Origin of the sequence: Vibrio sp. S234-5 (genome assembly GCF_000960595.1) — a bacterium.
Classification (GTDB): domain Bacteria; phylum Pseudomonadota; class Gammaproteobacteria; order Enterobacterales; family Vibrionaceae; genus Vibrio.
In genome coordinates, this window is sequence record NZ_JZAM01000128.1 from 55,925 (window position 1) to 73,022 (window position 17,098).

General features: G+C 52.7%; 13 protein-coding genes. 8 read left to right on the forward strand and 5 right to left on the reverse strand.

Features of this window, described 5'->3' with window-relative positions:
• Window positions 1-19 precede the first annotated feature (19 nt).
• From UF06_RS05040 to UF06_RS05050, 3 genes are all read right to left on the reverse strand, one after another.
• The gene (locus tag UF06_RS05040; protein WP_045569474.1) at window positions 20-1,174 is read right to left on the reverse strand and encodes an acyl-CoA dehydrogenase family protein; all 1,155 of its coding nucleotides are present in this window, start codon (window positions 1,172-1,174) and stop codon (window positions 20-22) included.
• Window positions 1,175-1,203: 29 nt separating this feature from the next.
• The gene (locus UF06_RS05045; protein WP_045569475.1) at window positions 1,204-2,697 is read right to left on the reverse strand and encodes a CoA-acylating methylmalonate-semialdehyde dehydrogenase; all 1,494 of its coding nucleotides are present in this window, start codon (window positions 2,695-2,697) and stop codon (window positions 1,204-1,206) included.
• Between the two features lie 89 nt (window positions 2,698-2,786).
• Window positions 2,787-4,001 (reverse strand): thiolase family protein, encoded by a 1,215-nt coding sequence (locus UF06_RS05050; RefSeq protein ID WP_045569476.1) that lies wholly within the window; start codon window positions 3,999-4,001, stop codon window positions 2,787-2,789.
• A gap of 291 nt (window positions 4,002-4,292) precedes the next feature.
• Between UF06_RS05050 and UF06_RS05055 the strand changes: the two genes are divergently transcribed.
• The 5 genes from UF06_RS05055 (at window position 4,293) to UF06_RS05075 (ending at window position 9,313) form a co-directional block, all read left to right on the forward strand.
• On the forward strand, window positions 4,293-4,664 hold the full coding sequence (locus UF06_RS05055; protein WP_045569477.1) for a MerR family DNA-binding transcriptional regulator: 372 nt from the start codon (window positions 4,293-4,295) through the stop codon (window positions 4,662-4,664).
• A 62-nt stretch (window positions 4,665-4,726) separates the two neighbouring features.
• Entirely contained in the window at window positions 4,727-5,896 is a 1,170-nt protein-coding gene (locus UF06_RS05060) for an isovaleryl-CoA dehydrogenase (protein WP_045569478.1), read from the forward strand.
• A gap of 14 nt (window positions 5,897-5,910) precedes the next feature.
• The gene (locus UF06_RS05065) at window positions 5,911-7,512 is read left to right on the forward strand and encodes a carboxyl transferase domain-containing protein (protein WP_045569479.1); all 1,602 of its coding nucleotides are present in this window, start codon (window positions 5,911-5,913) and stop codon (window positions 7,510-7,512) included.
• A gap of 32 nt (window positions 7,513-7,544) precedes the next feature.
• Window positions 7,545-8,372, forward strand: coding sequence for an enoyl-CoA hydratase-related protein (locus tag UF06_RS05070; RefSeq protein ID WP_045569480.1), 828 nt, complete (start codon window positions 7,545-7,547; stop codon window positions 8,370-8,372).
• 8 nt (window positions 8,373-8,380) lie between these two features.
• On the forward strand, window positions 8,381-9,313 hold the full coding sequence (locus UF06_RS05075; protein WP_045569481.1) for a hydroxymethylglutaryl-CoA lyase: 933 nt from the start codon (window positions 8,381-8,383) through the stop codon (window positions 9,311-9,313).
• 10 nt (window positions 9,314-9,323) lie between these two features.
• Here UF06_RS05075 and UF06_RS05080 read toward each other — a convergent pair whose 3' ends face one another.
• Window positions 9,324-10,106 (reverse strand): hypothetical protein, encoded by a 783-nt coding sequence (locus UF06_RS05080; RefSeq protein ID WP_045569482.1) that lies wholly within the window; start codon window positions 10,104-10,106, stop codon window positions 9,324-9,326.
• A gap of 235 nt (window positions 10,107-10,341) precedes the next feature.
• On the opposite strand from UF06_RS05080, the gene ahpC reads away from it, so the two are divergent.
• The 3 genes from ahpC (at window position 10,342) to UF06_RS05095 (ending at window position 15,486) form a co-directional block, all read left to right on the forward strand.
• Entirely contained in the window at window positions 10,342-10,899 is a 558-nt protein-coding gene (gene ahpC / locus UF06_RS05085) for an alkyl hydroperoxide reductase subunit C (protein ID WP_039427200.1), read from the forward strand.
• A 160-nt stretch (window positions 10,900-11,059) separates the two neighbouring features.
• Window positions 11,060-12,628 carry an alkyl hydroperoxide reductase subunit F gene (gene ahpF, locus UF06_RS05090; protein ID WP_045569483.1) on the forward strand — a complete coding sequence of 523 codons (1,569 nt, stop codon included), beginning with the start codon at window positions 11,060-11,062 and terminating at the stop codon, window positions 12,626-12,628.
• 371 nt (window positions 12,629-12,999) lie between these two features.
• A complete protein-coding gene (locus UF06_RS05095; RefSeq protein WP_045569484.1) occupies window positions 13,000-15,486 on the forward strand; it encodes a hypothetical protein in 2,487 nt (828 codons plus the stop codon).
• A gap of 116 nt (window positions 15,487-15,602) precedes the next feature.
• On the opposite strand, the gene UF06_RS05100 is transcribed toward UF06_RS05095, so the two are convergent.
• Window positions 15,603-17,030 carry an aspartate kinase gene (locus UF06_RS05100; RefSeq protein WP_045569485.1) on the reverse strand — a complete coding sequence of 476 codons (1,428 nt, stop codon included), beginning with the start codon at window positions 17,028-17,030 and terminating at the stop codon, window positions 15,603-15,605.
• Window positions 17,031-17,098: the final 68 nt, after the last annotated feature.

The following is a 17,098-nucleotide window of genomic DNA, read 5'->3' on the forward strand; positions in this document are numbered from 1 at the left end:
ATGGGTTGAGGTTAATGGCTTACAGAAGCTCCGCACCTTCATGCAAAAGCCGACGGGCAACAATTAACCGCATGATTTCATTGGTCCCTTCGAGAATTTGGTGCACCCGAACATCGCGAAAATGGCGCTCCAGCGGATACTCTTTGATGTAACCGTAGCCACCATAAAGTTGCAGTGCTGCGTCGCACACCTGAAAACCGACATCCGTCGCAAAGCGTTTCGCCATCGCGCAGTAAGCCGTGGCCTCTGCATCGCTGCGATCAAGTTTGCTTGCCGCATAGCGCACCAGTTGGCGCGCAGCAACAAGCTCAGTTGCCATGTCCGCGAGCTTAAATTGCAGCCCCTGAAATTGCGCCAGATTTTTGCCAAACTGCTTGCGCTCTTGCAGGTATTGCGTCGCTTGATTGAGCGCTTGCTGCGCCGTACCCAGTGAGCAGGTGGCGATGTTGATGCGCCCACCATCTAGCCCTTTCATCGCAAAAGTAAAGCCTTGCCCTTCTTCGCCAAGCAGCGCGGTGAGCGGCACTTTGACCTTATCAAAAGTGACTGAGCGGGTCGGCTGGCTGTTCCAGCCCATTTTCGGCTCTTTGCGCCCGTAGCTGATCCCTTCTGCGTTGGCTGGAATGACAAACGCAGAGATGCCTTTCGCACCCGCTTCGCCTGTGCGCGCCATCACCACCAGTACATCGGTATCGCCTGCACCCGAGATAAACGCTTTGCTCCCGCTCAACAGATAGTGATCGCCGTGCTTTTGCGCGCTCGTGGTGAGCGATGCCGCATCCGATCCGGCATTCGGTTCGGTGAGACAGTAAGAGCCCAGCCATTCCCCCGTGACCAACTTGGGGCAAAACTGCGTTTTGGCTTCATCACTGGCAAAACTGGCCACCATCCAAGTGACCATGTTGTGGATGGTCATAAAGGCAGTGGTCGAGGTGCACCCCATCGCCAACTGCTCGAAAATGATCGAAGCATCAAGGCGACTCAAACCGAGCCCACCCTGTTCTTCAGGGGTATACAGTGACAAAAAGCCAAGATCACCCGCCTCGCGCAGCACCTCTTTAGGGAAGATGTGTTCTTCATCCCACTTAGCCGCCATCGGGGCTAAACGTGCTTTCGCAAATTCACTCGCCGTATCGGCAAACGCGCGTTGTTCTTCATTCAGTTCAAAATCCATAGCGAACTCCCAGTTTGACAGGCTAAGGGTTATCTCAAGTTGATGGTCAGATTCGGACCGCTTGGAATGTCGTCATCGAACCAACGCGCGGTGACGGTTTTGGTTTCGGTGAAAAAGCGCACCGCCTGTTTGCCGTAAGCGTGCAGATCGCCGTAGAAACTGCCGCGCCAACCAGTAAAGGAGAAGAAGGGTAAAGGCACCGGGATCGGTACGTTGATCCCCACTTGCCCCACCTGAATCTCATGCTGGAACTTGCGCGCCGCCGCACCATTGGCGGTGAAAATCGAAGTGCCGTTGCCATAAGGGTTGCGGTTGATAAGCTCGATCGCCTCTTCGAGCGAGTCGGCTTCAAGGCAGACCAATACGGGGCCGAAAATCTCTTCGCGATAAATGCTCATCTCGGTATTCACGCCGCTAAACAGCGTCGGGCCAACCCAGTTGCCATTTGGCAAACCGGTAACTTGGCAGTTCCGCCCATCCAGCTCACACACGGCACCTTGGTCGATGCCCTCTTGGATCAGGCGATGCACCCGATCTTTCGCTTGGGGGCTGATCAGCGGTCCATAAGCGGCATCACTGTCGTTCCACGCGCCGGGCTGAACGCGACTCATCGCCGCTTTTAGCTCAGGAAGCCACGCTTTCGCCCCGCCCACCAGCACCGCGACCGAAATCGCCATGCAGCGCTGACCGGCTGCGCCGACCGAGGCTCCGACTAAGTTATTGATCACTTGATCTTTGTTGGCATCTGGCATCACCACCATATGGTTTTTCGCCCCAGCAAACGCTTGTACCCGTTTAAAATGCTGCGTGCCTTGCTGATAAATGTACTGCGCCACCTTCACCGAACCGACAAAAGAGATGGTTTTGATCTCTGGATGTTGCAGCAGAAAATCGACCTGCGCTTTTCGCCCGTGTACGATTTGCAATACGCCTTTCGGTGCGCCAGCCTGCGCAAACAGCTCGGCCAAACGCATGGAAGTGAGCGGCACTTGCTCGGAGGGTTTAAGGACAAACGTGTTGCCAGCGGCAATCGCCAGCGGGAACATCCACAGCGGGATCATGGCCGGAAAGTTAAACGGGGTAATGCCGCAACACACACCGAGCGGTTGGATCACCGAGTAGGTGTCGATGTCGGTCGCAACGTTTTCTACCATTTCGCCCATCATATTGCTGGCAATATTGGCCGCCTGCTCCACTACTTCGATGCCGCGCCACACATCGCCTTTCGCGTCAGCCAGCGTTTTACCTGTCTCTTGAGACAGGGTCTGCGCTAGCGAATCATGATGTTCTTTGAGCAGATGTTGATAACGTAGCATCAGACGAGCGCGCTCAGGCAGTGCGACGTGTTTCCAAGTTTGAAAAGCCTCTGCTGCGCTGGCAACCGCTTGTTGCATCTCTGCGTCGCTGGCGCAAGGCAGCGAGGCGATCACCTCATTGGTCGCAGGATTAGTGACCTCTAACCATTCGGTGGTGGCCGACTGACGAAATTCGCCATCAATCAATAAAGGAACCGGGTTTAGCATAACGTTGTCCTTGTCAGTGTTAGGCGCTGCACGCGAGTAATGGCTTTATCGTCCAGCGCATTCAGTTTCACGATGTGGGTGATTGGTCTTCAGGGTAATGGGATCTCAATGCCGATAGCGGTCGCTTCACCGCCGCCGATGCACAGTGAGGCGACACCACGCATCACTTTGGGCTGGGTGCGGTCACCATCAACGCCGAGCGCTTGCAACTGGCGCAAACTGTGGATCAGCGTGACCAGAATGCGCGCCCCGCTGGCACCGATAGGATGGCCTAAGGCGCACGCTCCGCCTTTGACGTTGACTTTTTCCATCTCCAAGCCAAGTTGTTTGACGGCGATTTGCGTCACCACGGCAAATGCTTCGTTGATCTCCCACAAATCCACTTCGTCGCTCGACCAATCGAGTTTGGAGAGCAGTTGCTCGATGGCGTAAACCGGCGCTAAAGTAAATTCGGCCGGTTTTCTCGCATGGGTGCTGTGGCCGCGAAGAATGGCGAGTGGCTCTAAGCCTTGTGAACGGGCCGATCCTTCATCCATCAACAGCAGCGCAGCGGCACCATCAGCAATGGCGCTGGCGTTAGCGGCCGTGACACTGCCGTCTTCGGCAAAGGCGGGTTTGAGTAACGGGATCTTTTCAAGTGTGATCGAACGTGGATGCTCGTCGTAATCCAGCAGCTCGCCATTTTTACCAAAGGCGAGCGGCGCCATCTCCGCGACAAACAGCTGTTGCTCTTGCGCTTCCCAAGCACGCTTGGCCGAGAGCGCTGCCCATTCATCCATCTGCTGACGGGTAAATTGCAGCTTGTCAGCGATCTGCTGCGCATAAACACCCATCAGATGGCCTTCATAGGCATCTTGCAAACCATCATAAAACATGTGATCGAACGTGGTTTGATGGCCCATACGCATGCCGCTACGCGCATTGCTCAGTAGGTACGGGGCATTGGTCATACTCTCCATTCCGCCAGCAATAACCGATCGCGCACTGCCCGCTTTGATCAGATCATGTGCCAACATCACCGCTTTCATGCCAGAACCGCACACTTTGTTGAGCGTGGTCGCGCCCACCGAAAGCGGTAGCCCGGCATTGAGCGCCGCTTGACGGGCAGGCGCTTGTCCGCAGCCTGCGGGCAGCACACAACCCATCAACACTTCATCGACGTTTTCAATTGCTTTGCTGGTGGCGCTCAGTGCTGCTTTGATCGCAAAGCCGCCCAGCTGAGGAGCAGAATACTCTTTGAGTGCGCCTTGGAACCGCCCTTGCGGGGTTCGTTTGGCCGACACTATCCATATGGCTTTTTCCATGTCTCGTTCTCTTGTGACGAAAGTGGTGACCACAAATTGATAGCGATGCGGGTAAAACTGAATACGGCGACGGACGGGCAATGCCCTGTCTAGTCATTTCAACCCGGCGATTTTTCGCCCTGTGGTTTCTTGACGTTTACGTAAGCATAGCACTAACATTTACGTAAACGTAAAGAAACAAAATAACAACAACGATAAATTTTCACCTGAACTGTAACAGGTGATTGACAGTACCGTCGTTCCTCATCGCTGAAAGTCGGACAGCTACAACCAACCGTTGGAGGAGACCAGGTGGAAACTTTTAAAATCAGTGATCTCGCGAAAGAGTTCGAGATTACCACCAGAAGTATTCGCTTTTACGAAGATATGGGATTAATACAGCCAGAGCGCAGAGGCACAGCGCGCGTTTACTCACGCCGGGACAAGATTCGTTTGAAATTGATCCTGCGCGGCAAACGTTTGGGCTTCTCTCTGGCGGAGATTCGCGAATTGTTTGAGCTTTACGATGCTCAACAAGGTGAAACACAGTTGGTGAAAATGCTCAACATCATCGATGAAAAGAAGGCGCTATTGCAGCGCCAACTTGACGACATCGGCGTGGTGATGGGTGAACTGGATGCGGCAAAAGAGCGCTGTGAACTGGCGCTCAAAGGCGCTCGCTGACGCATTTTTACCTTTCGTTCCCCTCTCCTGCACCACTCAAAACAGGAGAACACGGAGGTGTTATGAACAGCCAGTATCAGATGCTCAACTTTGGGCTTGGTGAAACATTAGAACTACTGCGTGAGCAGGTCAGCGCATTTGCCAGCGAGCATATCGCACCGATCGCCGCGCAAATTGATAAGGAAAACCAATTTCCTAATCACCTATGGCCATTGTTTGGCGAGATGGGTTTGCTGGGCGTCACAGTGGATGAAAGCGATGGCGGCGCGCAAATGGGTTATCTCGCCCACGTAATCGCGATGGAAGAGATCAGCCGCGCCTCGGCCTCGGTTGCTTTGAGTTACGGCGCGCACTCCAATTTGTGCGTCAACCAACTGTTTAGTAATGGCACAACCGAGCAGCGCAAAAAGTATCTGCCCAAATTGCTTGATGGCTCTTGGGTGGGCGCGCTGGCAATGAGTGAACCCAATGCCGGCTCGGACGTGGTCAGCATGCAGCTGAAAGCGGAGCGCCATGACGACCATTTTGTGCTCAACGGCAGCAAAATGTGGATCACTAACGGCCCGGACGCCAACGTTGTTATCGTCTACGCAAAAACTGACCCGAGCGCCAAATCCCGCGGCATCACCGCGTTTATTGTCGAGCGTGATTTCCCCGGGTTTCACCATGCGCAAAAGCTCGACAAACTCGGCATGCGCGGCTCCAACACCTGCGAGCTGGTGTTTGAAAACTGCCGCGTTCCGGCTGAGAACGTGCTGGGCGAAATCAACCGCGGCGTTGAAGTGCTGATGAGCGGGCTTGACTATGAACGGGTGGTGCTCGCGGCTGGGCCGCTCGGCATTATGCAAGCCTGTCTCGATCTGGTTTTGCCCTATGTGCACGATCGCAAACAGTTTGGTCAGGCGATTGGCGAGTTTCAGTTGGTCCAAGCCAAAGTCGCCGACATGTACACCCGCTGCAACGCGGCGCGCGCTTATGTCTATACCGTCGCGGCGGCGTGCGATCGCGGTGAAGTGACACGCAAAGATTCCGCAGGCGCCATTTTATACGCCGCCGAACTCGCCACGCAGATGGCACTGGATGCGATTCAACTGCTCGGTGGCAACGGCTACATCAACGAATTCCCGGCAGGTCGTTTGCTGCGCGATGCCAAGCTCTACGAAATTGGCGCGGGAACTTCCGAGATCCGCCGTATTCTGATTGGCCGTGAGCTGTTTGCAGAATCGCGCTAAAGAGGCAAGAAACAATGGCAGTCATTACCAGCAAAACCAAACTCGAATCGGATTTGTACCAAGCGAACTTTGCCCGCATGAGCGAACTGGTGGACCAGCTACTCACTCACCGAGAAGCATTGAAACTCGGCGCGGGAGAAAAAGCCATCGAACGCCAGCGGCAAAAAGGCAAGCTTCCGGTCCGCGAACGCGTGCAGCGCCTACTCGATGCAGACTCAACTTTTCTCGAAATCGGCCAGTTTGCCGCGTGGCAAGTGTACGATGAGGCCATCCCCTGCGCAGGTGTTGTCGCCGGAATTGGCAAAATTCACGGCATAGATTGCATGGTGATCGCCAACGATCCGGCGGTCAAAGGCGGTACTTATTATCCTCTGACCGTGAAAAAGCACCTGCGCGCGCAGCAAATTGCCGAGCGCTGCCAACTGCCTTGCGTCTATCTGGTCGACTCTGGCGGGGCAAACCTGCCCCATCAGGCGGAAGTGTTTCCTGATCGCGACCATTTTGGCCGCATTTTTTATCATCAGGCGCGCATGTCGGCAAAAGGTATCCCGCAGATAGCCGTGGTGATGGGGCTGTGTACCGCAGGCGGCGCGTACATTCCGGCGATGGCGGATGTGGCGATCATCGTCAAACAGCAAGGGACCATTTTTCTCGCGGGCCCGCCGCTGGTGAAAGCCGCGACCGGGGAAATCGTCACTGATGAAGAGCTGGGCGGCGCGGATGTGCACTGTAAAAAGTCTGGCGTGGCCGATTACTATGCACAGGACGATGCGCACGCGCTGGCGCTGGCACGTCAGGCGATTGCCAGCGCCAATCAGTCCCCTTCTCCAGTGAATCACGATGTCTTGCCGCCACGTTACGATGCCAAAGAGATGTACGGCATCGTTAACGCCGACCTGCGATTGTCATTCGATGTGCGCGAAATCATCGCCCGTTTGGTCGACGATTCAGCGTTTGATGAGTTTAAAGCGCTGTATGGCAGCTCACTGGTGTGCGGCTTTGCCCAACTTCACGGCCATCGCATTGGCATTGTTGCCAACAACGGCATTCTGTTTTCCGAATCGGCGCAAAAGGGGGCGCACTTTATTGAGCTCTGTGCCAAACGCAAGATCCCGTTGCTGTTTTTGCAAAACGTCACTGGATTTATGGTGGGGAAAAAAGTCGAAGCGGAAGGCATTGCCAAGCACGGCGCCAAGCTAGTAATGGCGGTTGCCTGTGCCGATGTACCGAAATTCACCGTGATCATTGGCGGCTCCTACGGCGCGGGCAACTACGGCATGTGTGGGCGAGCGTACGATCCGACCATGATGTGGATGTGGCCGAATGCGCGTATTTCTGTGATGGGCGGCGAACAGGCGGCGGGGGTACTGACGCAGGTGCGGCGCGAAGTCAAAGCACGTCAGCAGGAAGCTTGGCCCGATGAGGAAGCCAAAGCGTTTCGCGATTCGATTGTCGAGCTGTACGACACCCAAGGCAGCCCCTACTACGCCAGCGCAAGATTATGGGACGACGGCATTTTGGATCCGGTCGAAACCCGCGATGTACTGGGCCATGCACTGAGCGCTGCGCTGCGCGCGCCCATCCCTGAAAGTGAGTTTGGTATCTTTCGCATGTAAGCGAGCCATAGAGCTCGACCAAGGAGGCAAAGATGAACGAGCGCCAACACGATGTGCTGTGTAACGTATCCGCTCTGGGCGTGGCAAGCCTCACGCTCAACCGAGTCGAGAAACACAACGCTTTCGATGGGGTGATGATCGCCCATTTGCTTGTCGAGCTTGAACGCTTAAGCGCTGATCCGTCGGTGCGTGTATTAGTCCTGCAAGCCAACGGTCAGCATTTTTCCGCAGGTGCCGATTTGTTGTGGATGCGTTCAATGGCTGGGCAGTCAAAAGAGCACAACTATCAAGACGCGTCCGAGCTCGCGCGGCTGATGCAAACGCTCGATTGCTTCCCTCATCCCACCATTGCGCTGGTGCATGGTAGCGCTTTTGGCGGGGCGCTCGGGCTGATTTGCTGCTGCGATATCGCCATCGCCACCCAAGATGCACGCTTTTGCCTCAGCGAAGTCAAGCTTGGCCTGATCCCTGCCACCATTGGACCTTATGTATGCCGTGCCATCGGCCAGCGTCAAGCAAGGCGCTATATGCTGAGTGCGGAAACCCTTGACGCGGCCAATGCACTGCGTTTGGGGCTGCTGCATCAGGTCGTGGGTTCGCAGCCACATGCGCTGCACGAGGTACTGGATGAGCTGTTGCATCGCTTGCTGCACAATGGACCAAACGCGTTGACTCAGGCCAAACGCTTGTGTCAGCAGTGCGATAACCAGCCCATCACTCCTGAACTGATTGAACACACCATCGCCTTGATAGCCCAGATCCGCGTATCGCCAGAAGGCCAAGAAGGACTTAACGCCTTTTTCAGCAAGCGCGCGCCTGCTTGGGTGCCAAAAGATTGGTCAGCGAAAGACACCCCGTGAGGTAGCCTATGAACAGTTTGTTAGCAAAATCGGTCAAGATTGTCGAAGTCGGCGCACGTGATGGCTTGCAAAATGAAGCTCGCATCAGTACCCAGAGTAAGATCGCGCTGATAGATCAACTGTCTCGCACCGGCCTTAGGCAGATCGAATCGGGTGCGTTTGTCTCGGCCAAATGGGTACCGCAAATGGCCGACTCGGCAGAAGTATTGGCCAAAATTGAACGCCGCGCAGGAGTGGTTTATTCGGCGCTGACCCCCAACCTGCAAGGTTTTGAGCAGGCACTCGCCAGCGGCGCTGATCAAGTGGCGATTTTCACTTCCGCATCACAAGGTTTCTGCCAGCGCAACATCAACTGTTCCATTACTGAAAGCCTCAAACGCTTCGAGCCTTTGATGCAGGCAGCAAAAGCGCATCATATTCCGGTGCGAGGCTATCTCTCTTGCGTCGCTGACTGCCCTTATGACGGCGCGACGAAACCCGAGCAAGTCGCCAGTGTGGCCAGCGATCTGCTGGCGTTGGGCTGCTATGAGATTTCCCTTGGCGATACCATTGGCACTGGCACGCCGCTGCGCATTGCGCGCATGTTAGACGCCGTTAAAAAGGAAGTCTCTGTGGCACAACTAGCGGTGCATTTTCACGATACGTGGGGACAGGCACTGGCTAACCTGTATCAGGCGCTCACCATGGGCGTTGCCACCATCGACAGCAGTGTGGCAGGCCTTGGCGGCTGCCCGTATGCCAAAGGGGCAGCAGGCAACGTGGCGACCGAAGATGTGCTTTACCTCTGTCAAGGGCTCGGCATCGAGACTGGCGTCGATTTACCCGCGGTTGCCGAAGCTGGTTGGCAAATCTGTCAAGCACTTGGACGCCTTCCGACCTCCAAAGTCGCGTTAGCGTTAGCCAGTCAACGCATGAATCGCGCAGCCAAGCCCCGGCAATAAGTGACGCCTATCAAACCATCTTCGGCAACTTAAGGTAGGCCAGCACGGCTTGGTCTCGAAACAGCAAGTCTTGAGAACGATCTTGATACTCGATGCACATTTGTTCGCTATCTCCCGCGTCCGTAAGCAAAGGGTCAAGCTCGGCATTGGCGTGGCTCAACCATTTTTGCGCAATCGTCTGAGGTAGCGTCGGCAGCTGTTGCAGTATCTGTTGGGAAGCCGAAAACTGGCTGTTCATCGCCACGGCAATCATGTCGTCGTTAGCGGCAGCGAGCCAACTGGCGCCACTCTCTTTACTCACACACACTAAAGGAAAGAAGGGAGCCAACGCCGGAAAGAGAGTGTTCTTATACACATCAACCTGCCAGTACTTCTCTGCTACTTCGATAAATTTCTCAAACGAGCGGATGGGATGAAAATCGGCCTCACTGAGGCGCACAATCTCGACGCGAGGCTTGTTGGGATTGACGGTATCGTTGGAAACATCAATGTACCACTCCCCGAGCACCATGGCATTTTGAAAGTACTCATCCCGCAGAGAACCCCAGACAGGCACTAACTTCTCGCCATTTTTCAGCGCCTCACGCAGCGGCTGCAATACCTCATCGTGCTTGGTCTCCAAATGCACTAAAAGCATCTGATAGACCAGATCGCGGATCTCTTTGCAACGCCCAAGCGGATAGGGTTTGCCCGCAAAGTGGGTATATTTCGGCAAGAGGGTTAAATCGGCTTCAATTCTGATCTTGGCTAAGGCACTGCAAATTAGGGGAATTTGTTCGGCTTGCAACTGCATGTTGATTTCCTTATCTCTCAAAAGCGTTTGGCTGCTTATCCTAAAACATCTCAGCCAACAAAGCGGCTAGTAATCTTGTTTCATCAGAAAATTGTGACATCAATGATTTTTACTTTTATAGATAGCATCTATCAATAGAATAGCCACAAGCGATTTTCCAAAACGGCGTTCGGATGGGAATATACATCCCGAAGACAAAACATTCCAAACCAATAACTTAAAGGAAACTCGCAACATGATTAATACTAAAATCAAACCATTTAGCGCAACGGCATTCAAACAAGGTGAGTTCGTTGAAATCACTGAACAAGACGTTCTGGGCAAATGGGCAGTATTTTTCTTCTATCCAGCAGACTTCACTTTCGTATGTCCAACCGAACTTGGCGACCTAGCGGATCACTACGCAGAGCTTCAATCACGTGGCGTTGAAGTGTACTCAGTATCGACTGACACGCACTTCACTCACAAAGCATGGCACGACAGCTCTGAGACTATCGGCAAAATCAACTACTACATGGTAGGCGACCAAACTGGCAACATCACCAACAACTTCGGTGTGATGCGTGAAGGCCAAGGTCTGGCAGACCGTGCAACCTTCCTGATTGACCCACAAGGCGTGATTCAGGCAATGGAAATCACAGCAGAAGGCATCGGCCGTGACGCAGAGGACCTGATGCGCAAAGTGAAAGCCGCACAGTACGTTGCTTCTCACCCAGGCGAAGTATGTCCAGCAAAATGGAAAGAAGGCGAGCAGACTCTGGCTCCTTCACTAGACCTCGTTGGCAAAATCTAACCAAGCCTGACCAGTAATCTTCTGATTAAGACGATCTTTTGATTACTAATGAGTTCGAGAGCGAGCTGGGTATTTGACCTGACGACCTAAATGTCCGGTTCGCTCTCCCCCCTTTTATCCAGAGTGACCACTCTCATAATTAATAAAAAAGGTATTTCGTATGCTAGACCAAGCGATCAAGCAACAACTCTCACAGTATCTAACCAACTTAAAAGAACAAGTCCGTTTAGTGGTCAGCCTAGATGAAAGCAAAGGCTCACAAGACATTTTGGCACTGGCCAATGAAATCGCGGAACTTAGCTCACTTATCAGCGTAGAGCGTGACGATACCGCGAGCGATCGCAAGCCAGTAATGACGGTGACCAACCCAACCAAAGGCACACAACTGCGTTTTGCGGGTGTGCCGATGGGGCACGAATTTACCTCTCTGGTTCTGGCGCTGCTGCACTCTGGCGGTCACCCAATCAAACTGGAGCAAGAAACGATTGAGCAAATCGCCAAACTCGGCAAAAAGCTTGACGTCGAAGTGTTCATTTCTCTGTCTTGCCAAAACTGTCCTGACGTGGTGCAAGCGTTCAACATGATGGCGGCGATCAACCCGGACATTCGCGCAACCATGATTGACGGCGCGCTGTTCCAAGATGAAGTTAAAAATCGTGACATCATGGCCGTGCCAAGTGTGTTCATTAACGGTGAACTGTTTGGCCAAGGCCGTATGACGCTGACTGAAATCCTCAACAAGCTGGATGACGGCGCAGCAGAAAAAGCAGCCGCCAGCCTCAACGAAAAAGACCCATACGATGTACTGGTCGTCGGCGGTGGCCCTGCGGGTGCAGCGGCAGCGATTTACGCCGCGCGTAAAGGCATTCGCACCGGTATCGTGGCGCAGCGTTTAGGTGGTCAGGTGATGGACACCATGGCGATCGAAAACTTCATCTCGGTGAAACACACGGAAGGTCCAAAGCTGGCGGCGAACTTGGGTGAACACCTGAAAGAGTACGGCGTGGAGATCATCACAGAGCAGCAAGCTGAGAAGCTGATGGGCGCTGAGTTCACGGCAGATGGCAAAATCCACGTCAGCCTGCAAAGCGGCGCGACACTGAAAAGTAACAGCGTCATCTTAAGCCCGGGAGCTCGCTGGCGTGAAATGAACGTTCCCGGCGAACAAGAATACCGTAACAAAGGGGTGGCTTACTGCCCGCACTGTGACGGCCCACTGTTCAAAGGCAAGAAAACCGCGGTTATCGGTGGTGGTAACTCAGGTATCGAAGCGGCGATTGACCTGGCGGGTATCGTCGAACACGTGACCGTACTGGAATTTGCTGACGTGCTGCGCGCTGACCAAGTACTGATCAACAAAGCGAACTCAATGCCAAACATCGACATCATTACCATGGCTCAGACAACCGAAGTGGTCGGTGATGGTACTCGTGTGACTGGCTTGAAATACAAAGACCGCAACACGGATGAAATTAAGCAGCTTGAGCTGTCTGGTATCTTTGTGCAAATCGGTCTGGTGCCTAACACCGAATGGCTGAAAGATTCCGCGGTTGAACTCTCTGCTCGTGGCGAGATTGAAATCGGCAGCCGCGGTGAAACGAGCATGGATGGTGTGTTTGCGGCGGGGGATGCAACCACAGTCCCTTACAAACAGATCATCATTGCGATGGGTGAAGGTGCGAAAGCAAGCTTAGGCGCTTTTGACTACCTCATCCGTAAACAAAGCTAAATCGTTCTTTATTGAACACCGTCCTTTATGACCAAAAGGTGTCGATCGCTCGACACCTTTTTTATTTCTTTCAATAGCTTGTCTTCTGATGCTTATCCGTATTTCATCTGCCAACAACGTCAAGCATTGATGTGGCAATGTTAATATATTTATGTGCGAATAGTGCAAAGATTGTTTTTAATCATCAATCGCTCAATCTTTATTCTTTTCAACGTCAACCGATACTTTGTACCTTGGGCAGTTAATGCTCATAACTTGAACTCACTTCACACAAACCAGCCAAAGCAATCGATTACATATTAACCCCGTCAATATGGCGATGGTTTTATATACAGAAATTACTTTTTATAAAAACATCAAGCGAGAAAGTCATGCTGAAAAAAACCTTACTGGCGACAACCGTCAGCGTACTGAGCGCCTGTGGTGGTGGCTCCGGAGGCTCTGCCGATAACCCCGCCACACCGCAAAACCGCCCACCGTCAGTTGAACTGGGCCAAGATATCACCACCGAACCTTTACAACCGATCGAATTACTGGCTCAACACAGTGATCCTGATGGCGATGTACTAACATTCCAATGGAAACAAATTGAAGGCCCTGCTCTCAACCTTCAAGGCATCGACAGTGAACAACTAACCTTTGAGACACCTCAAGTGGTGGTTGATACCCGTTATGCCTTCCAATTAACCGTCACCGACCCGAAAGGGCAGAAAGCGACCGACACCGTTGCCGTCATGGTCAAATATCAGCCAGACAACAGTCAAAACCAAGCGCCCGTTCTTTATCTTGAAAAACCTTTTGCGGTGCAAGAAGAAACCCAAGAAGTGCGCTTACATGCCCGTGCCACCGATAGCGACGGCAGCATCGCCAATATCTATTGGCAGCAAGTTGGCGGACCACCAGTCACACTTTCAGATCCAACCTCATTTAACACCACCTTTACGGTTCCCGACGTCGATGAAGACGAACTCATTCAGTTTGATGTCAAAGTGACCGACAATCTTGGCGCCAGCGCCAATTCTGGTCAGGTGATTACGGTGCACGCCAACAACGGCAACCAAAGACCCGTCGTTTCACTTGGTGACAACCTCACGGTGCAAGAAGGCACCCTGTTGACAGTAACGGCCAACGCGAGTGACAGCGACGGCACAATCACAGAGTACAGTTGGGCGCAATTATCAGGGCCAGAGGCAAGCCTGAGCAATAAAGATAGCGCTGAGGCTCAACTGACTGTCCCCGCGTATCAAACCGGGGCCGCCAATAAAATCCGCATCTCAGTGCAAGTGGTCGACGATCAACGCGGGCGCAGTGTGAGTTCGGTTGATCTCACCATTGTGCCCAAAAATGGCAGTTTCTCTTCACTCCGCTATCGTGACCCAGAAATGCAACGCTGCGTCGAAGACCTGCGAGATTTTCATCACTGGAGCGCAATCACCGACGTGGTGACTCTTGAATGCCCTATCCGGTATGAAATCAGTACCACCATGGATCTCGCCGCTTTTCCGAATCTGCGTAATATGATCATCCGCTCACCTAAACTCAGCGATTTCAATGCCAACTACACCCCTGACATTGAGCAGCTTACCCTGTATCTCAGTGCGTTGAGTCATGTCGATCTGAAACCACTGGCCGACTTACAAAGCTTGAGAATACAAAAACTCGCACAGTTGCAAAGCGTTGACTTGTCTTACAACAGCGCACTGACTCATTTAGACATTCGTGAATCAAAACTACCTGCGCTCGACTTGACCAACACAACCGCATTGGAAGCAGTCGAGATTCGCTCCACGGAATTAGCCACGCTGCAATTGGCTGACATGCCTTCTTTGCAGCGTTTAGTCTTGACGCAGAACCAGTTGTCTGAGCTCAATTTGACTAAAATGCCGGCTCTGACTGCGTTGGCCGTCAATGGTAATCAGCTCACTGAACTTGATCTTTCAGAGCTCACCGCGCTGACAACCTTCTCCGCATCCGATAACCAACTCACTGCCCTTACTTTTGCCGAGGGGCTGCCACTGAAGTATCTCATGCTGGATAAAAACCCAATCAGCACGTTAAATCTGCGTCCTTTTGTAGAGCTGGAACAACTATTGGCCAGTGACACCAAGCTGAAAGCGCTCGATTTCAGCCACAACGAGAAACTGACAACCTTGCTAGTGGAAAAGATGCCAAGTTTGACTCAGCTTACTGGCGATGTAACGCAGTTGCACAGTTTGGATATCAGTTACAGCAGCGTGACCAGTGTGGATTTTGCCGCGCTAAACAATCTAGAAATACTGGGGGCGTCCGGAATGGGCCTTAAGCAGTTTGATGCCAGTAAGCACCCTAAGTTGCAACAACTGATGTTGGCAGACAATCAACTGTCGACGCTGGATATCTCCGCTAATCCTGATCTGGTCGTGCTTGATGTAAAAGGGAACCAGCTCAAAACGCTGGATCTGACTCACAATCCTGAAACCTTTGAGCTGACCGCAAACGATAACCAGCTAGAAAACGTGACATTGCCAGAAGGCAGCCGACTCAGTTACCTCTCTTTAGCTAATAACCATTTGAAGAATGTGGATGTCGTTAAGGCGATTAACGTGTATGAAGTGGAACTAAACAATAACCCATTGACCAGCCTAGATATTGGCGAGCTGCTTCAACTGCGAGCGCTGGATATCTCCAACACGCCGATCAGCGATTTTGAGTTGGCCGTATCAAGCGGCTTCTGGTGCTTGGTGGCCGAAAATCATCAGTTCAGCACCGCGATGCAAGATAAAGTGGCGGAGTTTGCGGCGCAATCTGGGCATCTGTTTTCTACTCGGCCCCGCGGCGAGCTAAACGTGGCCGATTTTTGCCATCAGCAGTCACAGTAAACGTGTTTTAGGGCTGAAACGCATTGACCATGCGCGATCAAATAAGGGAGGCTTGCGATAGGCAAGCCTCCCTTTTTTTACTAGCACAATCTGGATGAACCTTGTAACTAGGCGGCTTATGCCACCTGTTCGGTTTTGATTGGCGCGGCCATTTGCGCTTCAAAAAACGTCTCATGCAGGGCACAGATCGCTTTGCGATACTCTTTGTCACTCACCACAAACTGCACATTGACGTTGCGCATAGACGAGTGCAGTGCCGCTGGCGTCACGCCGTTATTCATTAAGCAGCTCACCCCTTTGGCCAGCGTTTTATTGGTATCCATTTGCGAGCCGATGGCGGAAATCAACGCCACCATGCGCCCTTTTGTCGATGCTTTGGGATAGCGTTTTTCCGCTTTGTACAGCACTTGGTTAAGATTTTCAGCACTGCCCCCCAGATAATAGGTGATTGAGTTAGCGTTCATCTCTTTACCAATCAAACTCACTCGTGCCTCGGAGATGATTTCCATCAACTCATAGCTGACATTATCCACCTGACCGACCATGGTTTGATCAAAAAGATGCAGTGCAAATACCTTCTCTTTGCCTGCAATGATCTCCACTTTCTCCGTTTGTGGTACGTAGTCTGCCGAGATCAGCGTGCCCGGATGTTCAGGTTCAAAAGTGTTTTTGATTTGCAGCTCAATACCACTTTCACGCAGACCCGCCGCCGCATTGGGGTGGATCGCTTCCATACCCAAATTCGCCAACTGATCGGCGACATCATAGTTGGTGTGGCCAATGGGTAACACTTTGCCCGGGCCAACCATACGCGGATCGGCGGAGCTCAAATGGTACTCTTTGTGAATCACCGCCAGATCAGCATTGGTGAGTGAGGCAATACGGCTAAAAGTCATCTCGCTGTAACCGCGATCATAGGTGCTCATCAACCCCTCTTTACAATACGCGTAGCCGGTGACGATCGGCAGCTCTTGTGTCAGGTCGATGCTGGCAAACGCCGCGTTGATCGTCTCATCCAAAGATTTGGGTTCTTCGGTATTCCAGCCAGAGAGATCGACAAAACGCGCGTTGATGCCGACGCTTTTTAACTTGAGCGCGGTATTAAACGCACTGTGCGCTTCACCAATTGAGGCGAGAAACTCGCGAATTTGTGGTAAATAGTGGCGCAAAGAAAACTGCCCGTACTGACAGGTTTCCAAAATATTGGTAATGCAGTTACGCGCTTCGGCGATGCGCGAGCGGATGAACTTGTCAGCACGCAGTCGATTCATCGGATCGGCAAAGATGTTTTCATTCGTCAGCAGCATGCGCTGCTCCACTTCACACAGCGACTCCTGCCACTCGTCGTTGCGTTTGGCAATGTGTTGGTAAACGCCCGGTTTGGTGGTTTTCTTGCCTTCGAGGAGCGCGTCAGTCATGCCGCTGTAAGCCGAAACGACAAACACGCGATGATAAGGATTTGCGGGGCGCAGGATGATGTTGTCTAACACAGCGTCAAACGCTGTCATTGAAGTACCGCCGATTTTTTCTACGGTATAAATCATGAAGATTCCTTGGTTAGTTACTAACGTGGGGAGAGAGAAGAAGTGGAACAGCAAGACGCTCCACTTCA